This window comes from Streptomyces sp. CA-181903, from assembly GCF_050937075.1.
In the GTDB taxonomy this organism is placed as follows: domain Bacteria; phylum Actinomycetota; class Actinomycetes; order Streptomycetales; family Streptomycetaceae; genus Streptomyces.
The window spans coordinates 369,093-381,202 of the sequence record NZ_JBNJLY010000001.1; the positions used below are offsets into that span (position 1 = coordinate 369,093).

The window sequence follows — 12,110 nt, forward strand, 5'->3', positions numbered from 1 at the left end:
CGCCGGCGGGACGCCGGCCGCGCCCGCGGACCGTACAGCCGGGCCCGGCCGGTCGGCGGACACCGGGGAAGCTCCGGCGACCCCACCCGTCCCACGCGCGCCCGCCATGACCTCGTTCACTGCGCCACCTCCCGCTCCGCCGCCTCCACCCGTACCGCGCACACCTTGAACTCCGGCATGCGGGAGACCGGGTCGAGGGCGGGGTTGGTGAGGGTGTTGGCGCGGCCGGGGCCGGGCCAGTGGAAGGGCATGAAGACGGTGTCGGGCCGGATCCGGTCGGTGACCACGGCGGGGGCGGTGACGCTCCCCGCCGGCTGGTGACCGTCAGCGGGGCGCCGTCGGCGACGCCCAGCCGGGCCGCCAGCCGTGGGTGGATCTCGACGAAGGGGCCCGGCGCCGCCCGGTCGAGCTCCGGGGTGCGGCGCGTCTGGGCGCCGCTCTGGTAGTGCGCGAGGACGCGCCCGGTCGTGAGGCGCAGCGGGTAGTCGGCGTCCGGTTCCTCGGCCGCCGGCCGGTGGGAGACGTCGGCGAAGCGGGCGCGGCCGTCCGGGGTGGCGAAGCGGTCGAGGAACAGCCTCGGGGTCCCCGGGTGGTGGGGCCGTCCGACGTCGGCGCGGGGGCAGGGCCAGAAGACGCCGTCCTCGGCCCGGATGCGGGCGTAGTCGATGCCGGAGTAGTCGGCCTGGCCGCCGGCGGACGCCTCCCGCAGTTCCTCGAAGGCTTCCTCGGCCTCCGTGGGGAACCCCTTCTCGACGCCGAGGCGTTCGGCGAGCCCGTGCAGGACGTCGAGGTCGGTCCGGACGCCGGGGGCGGGGCGAGGGCCGGGCTGCGGAGGATCACCCGGCCTTCCAGGTTGGTCATGGTGCCGGTCTCCTCGGCCCATTGGGCGGTCGGCAGGACGACGTCGGCAAGCTCGGCGGTCTCGGACCGGACGACGTCGCAGACGACGAGGCAGTCGAGGGCACGCAGCCGCTCCGTGACGTGGGAGGCGTGCGGGGCGGAGACGACCGGGTTGGAGCCCATGAGCAGCAGGGCGCGTACGCCGCCGTCGGTGCCGAGCGTGTCGAGGAGTTCGTACGCGGAGCGGCCCGGCCCCGGGAGGGTGTCGGGGTCGACTCCCCATACGGCGGCGACGTGCGCGCGGGCCGCCGGGTCGGTGATGGACCGGTAGCCGGGCAACTGGTCGGCCTTCTGCCCGTGTTCGCGGCCTCCCTGGCCGTTGCCCTGCCCGGTCAGACAGCCGTAGCCGCTGTGCGGGCGGCCGGCCCGGCCCGTCGCCAGGCACAGGTTGATCCACGCGCCGACGGTGTCCACGCCCTTGCTGTGCTGTTCTCCGCCGCGTGCGGTGAGGACCATGCCGGTGGGCGCGTCGCAGAACAGTTCCACGGCCCGGCGCATGGCGGCCACCGGGACTCCGGTGATGCGCTCGACCCGTTCCGGCCAGTGCGCCATGACGGCCGCTCGGGCCTCCTCCCAGCCGGTGGTCCGGGCGGCCACGAACTCCTCGTCCACCCGCCCCTCCGCGACGACGAGGTGGAGCAGGCCGAGGGCGAGCGCGAGGTCCGTGCCCGGGGCCGGGCGCAGGTGCAGGTCGGCGGTCTCGGCTGTCCGGGTGCGGCGCGGGTCGACGACCACCAGCTTGCCGCCGGACGCCTGTTGGGCCTGGAAGTAGCGCATGGCGGGCGGCATGGTGTCGGCGGGGTTGCCGCCGACCAGGATGAGGCAGCCGGTGCGGGAGATGTCCGCGAGGGGGAAGGGCAGCCCGCGGTCGATGCCGAACGCGGCCCGCTGGGCCGCGGCGGCGGACGACATGCAGAACCGGCCGTTGTAGTCGATGTTGGCCGTGCGCAGCGCGACCCGGGCGAACTTGCCCAGCAGGTACGCCTTCTCGTTGGTGAGCCCGCCGCCGCCGAACACGCCCGCCGCGTCGCGTCCGTACCGCGCGGCGGCGTCCGCGAGTCCTTCGGCGGCCCGGTCCAGCGCCTCGTCCCAACCGGCCTCCCGCAGCCGGCCGGTGCGGTCGTCGCGGACCAGCGGCGCGGTCAGCCGGACGCCGGGCGCGAGCACGGCCGCGGCCGAACGGCCCTTGCCGCACAGCGCTCCGCGGTTGACGGGGAAGTCGGGCCGCTCCTCCACCGCGACGGCGGGCGCGTCCGGCTCCGTGCCGGGTGACTCTGCGCCGGGAGGCTTTGCGCCCGGAGCCTCTGCGGAAACGATACGGCGCAGCCGCATGCCGCACTGCAGGGAGCAGTACGGGCAATGGGTGTCGGCCGGCTGTGCTGCTGGGGTCATGCCGGTTAGCGTCATCCGCCCTCGTTACCACGGTGAAACATCCGTGTTGCCATGCGCTCACGTCGCACACACCCCGGGCGCTACCCGATGTGCGTTCGCCGACACGTTCTTGTACGAATGCATGCACGGTCCTTACGCCCCCGTGACTATGGTGAAATGACGGCTTAATCCCCGTCGGCGAGCCTCGGTCCATGGGAACAGCCGTGCCGGGAGCGCCCGGTGAGACGATCGGGCCGTTGACGGGCCTCACCGTGGGGGTCACCGCGGACCGGCGCCGCGACGAACTCGCCGCCCTCCTGCTCCGCCGCGGCGCCTCGGTGACCGTCGCCCCCGCCCTGCGCATGGTGCCGCTCGCCGACGACGCGCTGCTCCGCGCCGCCACCGAGGCGTGCCTCGCCCGCCAGGTCGACTACGTGGTGGCCACCACGGGCGTCGGCTGGCGCGGCTGGATGAGCGCCGCCGAGGGCTGGGGCCTCGCCGACGCCCTCCTCGCCGCCTGCCGGGAGGCCGCCGTCCTCAGCCGCGGCTCGAAGACGACGGGGGCGCTGCGCGCCTGCGGACTGCGCGAGGACCACGCGCCGGAGTCCGAGACCATGGACGCGCTCCTCGCCTGGCTGCTCGACCGCGACCTGCGCGGACGCCACGTCGTCGTCCAGGAACACGGCGCTCCGACCGCCGGCTTCACCGACGCGCTGCGCGCCCGGGGCGCGGCCGTGACCGTACTCCCCGTATACCGCTGGGGCCCGCCCGAGGATCCCGACGCCGTACGCCGGCTCGTCGCCCGGACGGTACGTGGGGAGATCCACGCGCTGCCGTTCACGAGCGCACCGGCGATCGAGGCGTTCCTGGCCGCGGCGGGCCCTGGACGGAACGACGTCCTGACCGCCCTCCGCCAGGACGTCCTGGCGGCCTGCATAGGCCCCCTGTGCGCCCGCCCTCTCCTGACGGCCGGAGTCCCCTGCGCCTGGCCCGACCGTGGCCGCCTCGGCTCCCTCGTCCGCCTCCTCACCGACGAACTCCCCCGCCGCCACCGCCGCGAACTCTCCACCCCGGCAGGCCCCCTGACCATCCAGGGCACGGCCGTCCTCACCGGCGACGCTCTCCTCCGCCTCCCGCCCTTGCCTGCCGCACTACTCGCCGCTTTGGCGGAACGCCCGGGTGCCGTACTCAGCCGCGCGGAACTGGTGCGACGGCTGTGGCCTCCGGTGGGCGGCGGCGTGCTCGGCCGGGAGGCCGAGCAACAGCAGCACGCGCTGCGCGCGTTGGAGGCGACGGTGGGGAGGCTGCGGGGGCGTTGGGGGCTTATGGAGGTGTGGTGGGGACGGTTACCAAGAGGGGGTATCGGTTGGTGGGGGCGGGGGTTGGGGGTAGGAGGAGTAGGGGGTGAGCCCCGCGTGCGCGGGGACCACCCGAAGCCGGTCTACGCGGATCTGGAGACCTGGGGACCACCCCCGCATGCGCGGGGACCACACCTGGGCATCGGAGTCCAGCACCCCGACCTTGGGACCACCCCCGCACGCGCGGGGACCACAGACCCAGACCTGGCACTCTACCCGGACCCACCCCCGTTCTTACCCACTTCCATAGAACGCGACATAAGGCCCGAAAGCCCCAAATCAAACAGCCGCAGCCCCCCGCTCCACCGCCGTGACCAGCATCGCGCCAATCCGAATCAACTGGTGATTCAGCGCGTCAAGCGCCTGCCGCTCCGTATCCGGAATGTGCCACTCCTCCCACCACCCGGCCTCTTCCACCGAGCACGACTCGAAAGCCTCGGCCTCCCAAGCGCGTAGCAAATCGGCGGCATAAGGAACAGCCGGACGGGCCTGATGGGCGTACGCCTCCAGGAGGGCGATCATGTGGCTCTCCTGGAGGTAGCCGCGCCAGGCGGCGAGGAGGGTGTCGATGATGCCGACGACGTCCTCCAGCCACAGCACGTGCTCGGTCACCCAGCCCTGCGGATCGGGGCAGGCGGGCATGCCGGGCAGCAGGCGCCGCTGGAGCCCTTCGCGGCGGTGGAAGAAATCCTTGCCCAAGGCCACCTCTTCACTCGTGGGCAGCCAGGCGTTCCGGCTCAGGGCGGTCACGGCGGCATCGAAGGGATGGGTCGTCATTCCGCCAACCCTACGCGGTGCGGAGTGCCCCTCGGGAGGGGAGGTTGTGCCTGTTCAGGGGTGGTTCGGCGGCGGTATGACGGCACGTCGCCGAACCAGCTCCCACGACCCGGTCAGCATTCCTCGTGGACGTCCGCGACCACGCAGCTCACGTTGTCCGGAGCACCCGACGCGAGCGCCAGGGCGACCAGTTCGTGAACCGTCCGTTCCGGATCCCCGTCGGTGGTGGCCACGCGTCGTACCGCCGCGTCCGGGACGACCGCCGAGAGGCCGTCGGAGCACAGCAGGTACCGGTCACCCGCCCGTACCTCGCGCAAGCGGACGTCGGCGACGGCCCGTTCGCCCGCGCCCAGCGCCCTGAGCAGCAACGCCCGTTGCGGGTGGGAGGCGGCCTCCTCGGGGGTGAGGGCCCCCTGTTCGACCATCGCGCCGACGAGCGTGTGGTCGTGGGTGATCTGGAAGAACTCGCCTCCGCGCAGCAGGTAGGCGCGGGAGTCTCCGATGTGGACGAGGGCCATACGGGAGCCGGTCAAGAGCAGCGCCGTCAGTGTCGTACCGGAGGTACCAGAAGCACCGGAAGTACCAGAAGCACCGGAAGTGCCGGAAGCATCAGGAGCACCGGAAGCACCGGAGGCGGCAGACGCGTCCGCCACCGTCCCGCCCACCGCCCCGCCCGGCGCCGCGACTTCGCGCACCGCCCGGTCCGCCCGTTCGACCACCTCCTGAAGGGCGTTGAGCAGGTCACCGACGCCAGGGTCCGCGAACCCCTTCAGCGCCTCGACCGCCGCCGCCCCCGCCCGTTCGCCGTGCTCGCCGTACCCGTCCGCGACGGCGAGGAGGCGGGGGCCGGCGTAGGCGGTGTCCTGGTTGTGGGTCCGGACGGATCCGGTGTCGGAGAGGGCCGCGCAGCGGATACGGAGGGACGGGCTGCCGGGCGTCGTCATGGTGGGATGGTCCTTCCACGTGAGGTGGTCGACGAGGAAGGCGGCGAGTTCGCGCCGGGCGGCGAACGCCGTCTCGGACTCGGACCAGAAGGCGCGGACCTCCTCGGCCGCCGCGGGTGGCGCCGTGTCGTGGAGTTCGCACACCCGTCGGATCCGGGCGAGTGGCATGCCGACGCGCCGCAGCCACGCCACGAGCCGGGCCCGTTCGAGCTGGCCGGGTTCGTAAAGGCGGTAGCCGGTGGCCGGGTCGACGCGGGCCGGGGGCAGCAGGCCGAGGTCGTCGTACAGGCGGAGCGCCTTCGGCGAGAGCCGGGACGCCCTGGCGAACGCCCCGATGGTCAGCAGTCCCATGACCGGCCCTTCGTCCTTCCGTCCTTCGTCCTTCCTCGCGCCGGGCCTGTCGCCCGGCATCGCACCGCCGATGCTGAGGCTTCCCCCAGGGGCAAGGTCAACCGCCCGCCCCGGCTAGCGTGCGGATACGTCACACCACACCACCAGGGGGTCCCGACATGGCAACCGAAGCGCTTTACCCGCCGATCGAACCGTACGACGAGGGGATGCTCGACGTCGGGGACGGCAACCTCGTCCACTGGGAGGCGTCCGGCCGGCCGGACGGGAAGCCGGCGCTCGTCGTGCACGGCGGGCCGGGGTCCGGCTGCTCGCCGGGGGCCCGCGGGTTCTTCGACCCGGACCGCTACCGGGTCGTCCTCTTCGACCAGCGCGGCTGCGGCCGCAGCACACCGCACGCCGCCGACCCGTCGACCGACATGCGGCACAACACCACCCACCACCTGATCGCCGACATGGAACGGCTGCGCGAGCACCTGGGCGTCGACCGGTGGACGCTGTTCGGCGGGTCCTGGGGGTCCACACTCATCCTGGCGTACGCCGAGCGGCACCCGGAGCGGGTGGCGGAGATCGTGATCACCGGGGTCACCACCACCCGCCGCTCGGAGATCGACTGGCTGTACCGGGGCGCCGCCCGCTTCTTCCCCGGGCAGTGGGGACGTTTCCGGGACGGCGTCCCGCCGGCGGAGCGCGACGGGGACCTGATCGCCGCGTACGCCCGCATGATGGAGCATCCGGACCCCGCCGTTCGCGAACGGGCCGTACGCGACTGGTGCGCCTGGGAGGACGCGGTCGTCTCCGCCGAACCCGACGCCGAACCCGGCGCCACCCCCGCGCCCTACACCGGCCGCCCGCCGAGGGCCCGGCGTGGCTTCGTCCGGATCGCCGCCCACTACTTCGCGCACGGCGCCTGGCTGGAGGAGGGCGCCCTGTTGCGGGACGCGCACCGGCTGGCGGGGATCCCGGGTGTGCTGCTGCACGGCCGGTTCGACGTCGCCGGCCCGCCGGCCACCGCCTGGGAACTGGCCAGGGCGTGGCCGGACGCCCGGCTGATCATCGTCCCCGACGCGGGCCACCTGGGCAGCGAGACCTTCCGGTCGGAGGCCCGTGCGGCGCTGGACCGGTTCGCCACCGAGGCGGGTGCGTGATGGGAGGTAACAGCCCTCCCATTTCCAAGCGTTCGGCGATCGTCCCCTCAGCGGGCCGTCACCAGGCCACGGGCAGCTCGCGCGGCCCGCGCACCAACAGCCCCGGCCGGTACGGAAGAAGCCCTGGATCGACGGCGAGCCGCAGCCCCGGCAGCGCGTCGAAGAGCAGCGGCAGGGCGACCGTCGCCTCCAGCCGGGCCAGCCGGGCGCCGAGGCAGAAGTGCGGGCCGTGGCCGAACGCGGCGTGCGCGGCGGCCCGTTCGGGACCGGGAAGGTAGCGGCCGGGGCGGAAGGCGTCCGGTTCCGGGAAGCGGCCGGGGTCGCGGTTGGCGGCGGCGAGGACGACGAGGACGGAGGCTCCGGCGGGTATGACCGCTCCCCCGCCCATGTCCACATCCTCGGTCGTCCGCCGCCAGGTGGTCCCCTCCAGCGGGCTGGCGTGCCGCAGCGCCTCCTCGGTCACGGCGTCCCAGTACCGCCCGGCGGTGTCCTGCCGGGCGGCCGCGAGCTCGTCGGGGTGGGTGAGCAGCAGCAGGGTGGCGGAGGCGAGGAGGTTCATGGTCGTCTCGTAGCCCGCGAACAGCAACAGGAAGGCCATGGCGAGGAGTTCCCCGTCCGCCAGGCCGCCCTCCCGGGCGTCGTGCACCAGACAGCTGAAGAGGTCGTCGCCGGGTGCGCGCCGCTTGTCCGCGATGAGCGCGGTGAAGTACGCGTGGAGGGCGGTCCAGGCGTCGTCCACCGCGCCGGGGGCGAGCGCGTCGGCGGGCGATCCGACGCGGTACGTCCACGCGCGCAGGTCGGCGCGGTCGGCCTCGGGGACGCCGAGCACCTCGCCGATGACGAGGACGGGCAGCGGGAAGGCGAACGCGTCGACGAGGTCGGTGGTGCCGTCCCGCTCCAGCCGGGCCGCGAGGTCCCCGGCCAGCCCGGCGGCCAGCCGCGCGATGCGCGGGCGGAGGGCGTCGACGCGGCGCGGGGTGAACGCGGCGGTGGTCAGCCGGCGGAGCCGGGTGTGGTCGGGGGCGTCGGAGTTGAGCATGTGACGGGCGAGGCACGCCTGGGCGCGGCGGGCGGGCGAGTCGGGCCGGGGCGGCCGGCGGCCTTCGGGGGCACGTTGGAGAAGCGGGGGTCCGACAGGACGGCCCGGGCCTCCCGGTAGCCGGTGACCAGCCAGGCGTGCGTGCCGTTGGCGAGTTCCACCCGCGCCGCGGGGCCGCGGGCGCGCAGCCGGGCGTAGTACGGGTAGGGGTCGCGCGCGAAGGCGGGGTCCGCCGGGTTCAGGAGATCGGCCACCCGCTCATCCTCACCGACGCACGGGCCCGGGCACCGGTGCGGCAAGGGTCAGGGCGGACGGGCCGGGCCTGTGGGATCCCTACAACGAGACGGCCGTTGTCAGACCCTGCTGCCATGCTGACGGCATGATCCTGCAAGCGTGTCTCAACGGTTCCCGCGACCGGCGCGAGCATCCGGGCCTGCCCGTCACCGCCGCCGAACTGGCGGAGGCGGCGCGGGAGGCGGTCGCCGCCGGGGCGGTGGACCTCCACGTGCATCCGAAGGACGCCACCGGAGCCGACACTCTCGACCCGGAGGCCGTCGCGGACACCGTGTCGCGGATACGGGCCGCGGTGCCGGGGGTCCCGGTCGGGGTCACCACGGGCGCGTGGGCGGCGCCCGACCCGCGGATACGCGCCGAGCTGGTGCGCTCGTGGACCGTCCTGCCGGACCACGCGTCCGTCAACTGGCACGAGGACGGCGCCGACCTGGTCGCCGCCGCACTGGCCGAGCGTGGCGTCGCCATCGAGGCGGGCCTGTTCTCCGGCACGGACGCGGTGACCCGCTTTCGCGCCTCGCCCTTCGCGGGCGCGGCGCTCCGCATCCTGGCCGAGGTCACCGAACCCGACCCCACCACCGCCGAAACGACGGCCCGGGCCCTGCTGACCGCCCTCGGCCCGGACCTGCCCGCCCCCGTCCTCCTCCACGGCGAGGACGGCGGCGCCTGGCCCGTACTCCGCCTGGCCTTGCGCCGGGGCCTGTCGGCCCGCGTCGGTCTGGAGGACACCCTCCATCTCCCGGACGGCGCCCCGGCCCCCGGGAACGCGGCGCTCACACGGGCGGCGGCGTCCGTCGCCGAAGCCGACGGCGGCCGCCGTTGTGGCGGCGTGGACGAGCGGGGGTGACACCGGCCGACCCGTCGTCCTGGGCCGGTGCGCGGTCGGCTCTCCCGGCCGGACTGTTCCCCTGCGGCTCCGGCTTGTCCCCGACGGCCGGTGCCATGATCGCGCCACGATCCCGGCCGCCACGATGACGGCGGTCGAGATGACGGCGGTTGGGATGACGGCGGTCAGGATGACGATCCGGACGGGTGGGCCGGGACCGCGGCGGTGCCTCCGGGAGGAACACCAGGGGAGCCGGCCCGCGCGCGACCAGCGGGTACACGCCCCGGCGACACGTCGTGCCGTTCGGGAACCCGGGCCGTGAAGGCCAGGGCGGCCGGCGCGTTGACGGCAAGCGCACGCGGATCGGCGAGGCCGTCGTACTAACCGGACTCTCCCCGCGCGCCATCCGGCATCGGCGGCCTCACGTCCGGGACCGCCCTCGCCCGCGCGCGGACCGGGCCGCGGCGGCGGCCCGTGTCGTGGGCCACAGCAGCCGGGTCGCGAGGAGGGCGACGCAGCCGCCGGCCAGGTTCAGAGCGACGCGCACCGCCGTCGCGTACCAGGGCACCGGTTCGTCGAAGTCGCTGAGGAGGAGCAGCAGAACGGGTGAGGCGAGCGACCAGTACACGTAGTCGGCGGGGCGGAAGGCGTAGGCCGCCGCGCCGGACACACCGACGAGCGCCGCCACGGCGTACGGGCCGGGATCGCAGAGCAGGATCAGCGCGGCCGCCACCCCGCCGAGGCTGTTGCCCACCAGTCGCTTGGCGAACTTCGTCCGCGTCTCCTCGGGCGTGGGCCGCAGCGTCAGGAGCAGTGACGTCACGAACCAGTGCCCCTCGCCCCAGAGCCCGCCCTGGGCTCCGGTGACGGCCACGGCCGCGGCGGTGAGCGTGCCGAGGCGGGTGGCGTGCCGCGACCGGCCGGCCGGCGGGGGCGGGGACGCGGGTGGTGGCCGCGGTCCCGCCTCACCGGCCGGCCGGTCGCCCCGGCCGGAGCCGACTCCGCCGTTCCGTCGTGCGACGGCCGTCGTGCGGCGCGCGGTCGCCCTTCCGGCCCGGGGCACTCCCTCACCCCGCCGGAAGGCGGTCGTGCCGTCCGCCAGCCCGGCCCCACCCCGTCGGCGGTGGGCCGCTCCCCGTCCGAGGGCGTCCGCCGTACCCCGGGGGCGGAGCGCGCCGTGGCGGGCGGCGGGCGTTCCGGACCGCCGGAGGCCGGCCCGGTGCCGTCGGCCCTCGACGCGGTGACGGCCGGTGCTCGTTCGCCCCCGCCGGCCCTCGGCCCGGCCCCGGTCCGGCTCCTTCCGGCGGACGGCCGCTGCCGGAGGGGCAGCAGCAGCGCCGACGTCCAGGCGCACCCCACCAGTTGCGCGAGACCCGGGACCGGCAGGCCCTCCGGTGGAGCCCCCTGAGCGCCGGTGATGCCGGTGAGGAGGACGGCGAGGGCCGCCGTGGTGCCCACGCGGGGGAAGAGGGCCCCGGTGAAGGCGGTGACGCCCACGCCCAGGGCCAGGGCGAGTACGCCGCTGCCCGCGAGGGCGGTGTAGACGCCGGCGGCGGTCGTCCAGGCGGCGCGTACGGCGAGGCAGCGGGCGCGTTCGGCCCGGCCCGCGCCTTCCGGAAAGGGCATGGCGAGCAGGACCGCCGGCAGGGCGACGGCCGCGCCCGTGCCGGGGTGGCCGGTGGCGGCGCCGACGGCGAGCGGCACCACGAGCGCGGCCCCGGCGGCGACGCCGTCCGCGTACCGCGGCCGGCCCCCGGGCCGGAGGAGAGCGGGTCGCCGCAGCGGGCCGGGCCGTCGTTTCCTCCGCCCCGTCCCCCACGCCCCGGAACGCGGTCCGGTCATGGAGCGGTCGGGACGGCGGGCGGCGGGGGGCCGGGTGCCGCCGTGGGCAGCCGGACCTCGATCGTCGTGCCGGCGCCGGGCGCGCTGTCCGCCGTGAACCGCCCGCCCGCGCTCTCGACCCGTACGTAGTGGCTGGCCAGGCCGATGTGCCCGGCGCGCAGCCGCTCCTGGACGATGCCCGGGTCGAAGCCGACGCCGTTGTCGCGGACGGTCAGCACGGTCTCGTCGCCCTCCGTGGCCAGGGTCAGCCATACGTCGTCGGCCCGCGCGTGCTTGACGATGTTGCGGAGGAGTTCCCGGGCGGTGGAGTAGAGCAGGGCCTCGTGGCCGACGCGGCCGGGCAGCCGTACGTCGTAGTGGACGCGGAAGCCGCCGCGCCGCGCGAACCGCTCCCCCGCGGCCTCCAGCGCGGCGCCCAGCCCGGCGGCGGCGAGGATCTGCGGATGGAGGTTGAAGATGATCTCCCGCATCTCCCGGACGGTGCGCCGCACTTCGCCCTGGGCCCGGCCGAGGGCGGCGCGGGCCGCCGGATCGGTGACGCCCTCCTCGGCCTCCTCCAGGTCGTGGAGGGCGGCCAGCAGCGTCTGCACCGCGCCGTCGTGCAGGGCGTCGGCGACCCGGGACCGTTCCCGGGTCTCGGCGGCGAGCGCGTCGTCGAGCAGCAGCTCGCGCGTGTCGAGGAGTTCGGCCACCCGCCGGCTGCGCCGGGCCAGCAGGACCGCGATGAGCACCGAGGCGCCGACCGTCCACAGCAGGTACGCCTCGTCGACGACGATGTTCCAGGAGTCCGCCGCCGGGTGCGTCAGGGTGTGCGGCACCGACATCGCAGCGTAGCAGACCACGCAGACGGCGCCGAAGACGGCCGTGACCTTCGGCATCTGCCATAGGACGGTGGCGGTGGACCAGAGGAAGTAGGCGTAGCGGACCGGGGAGTCCGGGCCGCCGGAGACCGCGGCGAGGGCCGTGATCAGGGCGAGGTCCACGACGAGGGCGCCGGCGGCGCCGCGTACGCCGGCCACCGGGCGGCGCCGGATCCACAGCATCCGCCCGACGGCCCAGAGCAGGTAGGCGACGAGCAGGCCGTCGAACCAGTGCCGGTACGAGACGTCGGGCGGCCGGCGGCCCGCCATGAACAAGGGGACGGTCATGGCGAGCCGGATCCAGGCCACGCGACGGGAGGCGAGCGCCGTGGTGCCGCCCAGCCGTTCCTCCCGGTGGTGGGTGGTCATCGGGGGCCGCCGCCCGGGCGGGCCGGCCCGGAACACC

At 75.2% G+C, this 12,110-nt stretch carries 9 protein-coding genes and 1 pseudogene; 3 read left to right on the forward strand and 7 right to left on the reverse strand.

The features are described 5' to 3' along the window. Positions 1–116: 116 nt before the first annotated feature. A pseudogene (locus tag ACQEVS_RS01595) lies at positions 117–2,292 on the reverse strand (molybdopterin oxidoreductase family protein). A 191-nt stretch (positions 2,293–2,483) separates the two neighbouring features. On the opposite strand from ACQEVS_RS01595, the gene ACQEVS_RS01600 reads away from it, so the two are divergent. Continuing rightward, positions 2,484–4,085, forward strand: coding sequence for a uroporphyrinogen-III synthase (locus ACQEVS_RS01600; protein WP_433014055.1), 1,602 nt, complete (start codon positions 2,484–2,486; stop codon positions 4,083–4,085). Between the two features lie 434 nt (positions 4,086–4,519). Here ACQEVS_RS01600 and ACQEVS_RS01605 read toward each other — a convergent pair whose 3' ends face one another. Next, positions 4,520–5,701: a MerR family transcriptional regulator gene (locus tag ACQEVS_RS01605; protein ID WP_433014058.1), complete on the reverse strand. Its 1,182-nt coding sequence runs from the start codon at positions 5,699–5,701 to the stop codon at positions 4,520–4,522. A gap of 158 nt (positions 5,702–5,859) precedes the next feature. Here ACQEVS_RS01605 and pip point away from each other — a divergent pair, with 158 nt between their 5' ends. Continuing rightward, positions 5,860–6,846 (forward strand): prolyl aminopeptidase, encoded by a 987-nt coding sequence (gene pip / locus ACQEVS_RS01610; protein WP_433014061.1) that lies wholly within the window; start codon positions 5,860–5,862, stop codon positions 6,844–6,846. Between the two features lie 58 nt (positions 6,847–6,904). Here the strand turns inward: pip and ACQEVS_RS01615 are convergent, their stop codons facing one another. Together ACQEVS_RS01615 and ACQEVS_RS01620 are read right to left on the reverse strand one after the other, a co-directional pair. After that, positions 6,905–7,885 (reverse strand): cytochrome P450, encoded by a 981-nt coding sequence (locus tag ACQEVS_RS01615; RefSeq protein ID WP_433014064.1) that lies wholly within the window; start codon positions 7,883–7,885, stop codon positions 6,905–6,907. Further along, positions 7,840–8,139, reverse strand: coding sequence for a hypothetical protein (locus tag ACQEVS_RS01620; protein WP_433014067.1), 300 nt, complete (start codon positions 8,137–8,139; stop codon positions 7,840–7,842). Before ACQEVS_RS01620 ends, ACQEVS_RS01615 begins: the two co-directional genes overlap by 46 nt. 125 nt (positions 8,140–8,264) lie before the next feature. Between ACQEVS_RS01620 and ACQEVS_RS01625 the strand changes: the two genes are divergently transcribed. Further along, positions 8,265–9,023, forward strand: coding sequence for a 3-keto-5-aminohexanoate cleavage protein (locus ACQEVS_RS01625; protein WP_433014070.1), 759 nt, complete (start codon positions 8,265–8,267; stop codon positions 9,021–9,023). A gap of 400 nt (positions 9,024–9,423) precedes the next feature. Here the strand turns inward: ACQEVS_RS01625 and ACQEVS_RS01630 are convergent, their stop codons facing one another. From ACQEVS_RS01630 to ACQEVS_RS01640, 3 genes are read right to left on the reverse strand one after another with little or no spacing between them, the layout of a single operon-like run. Then, a complete protein-coding gene (locus tag ACQEVS_RS01630; protein ID WP_433014073.1) occupies positions 9,424–9,825 on the reverse strand; it encodes an FUSC family protein in 402 nt (133 codons plus the stop codon). Further along, positions 9,822–10,844 (reverse strand): hypothetical protein, encoded by a 1,023-nt coding sequence (locus tag ACQEVS_RS01635; protein ID WP_433014076.1) that lies wholly within the window; start codon positions 10,842–10,844, stop codon positions 9,822–9,824. Before ACQEVS_RS01635 ends, ACQEVS_RS01630 begins: the two co-directional genes overlap by 4 nt. Next, on the reverse strand, positions 10,841–12,073 hold the full coding sequence (locus ACQEVS_RS01640; protein ID WP_433014079.1) for a sensor histidine kinase: 1,233 nt from the start codon (positions 12,071–12,073) through the stop codon (positions 10,841–10,843). The genes ACQEVS_RS01635 and ACQEVS_RS01640 overlap by 4 nt, the downstream gene beginning before the upstream one ends. Between the last annotated feature and the right edge of the window lie 37 nt (positions 12,074–12,110).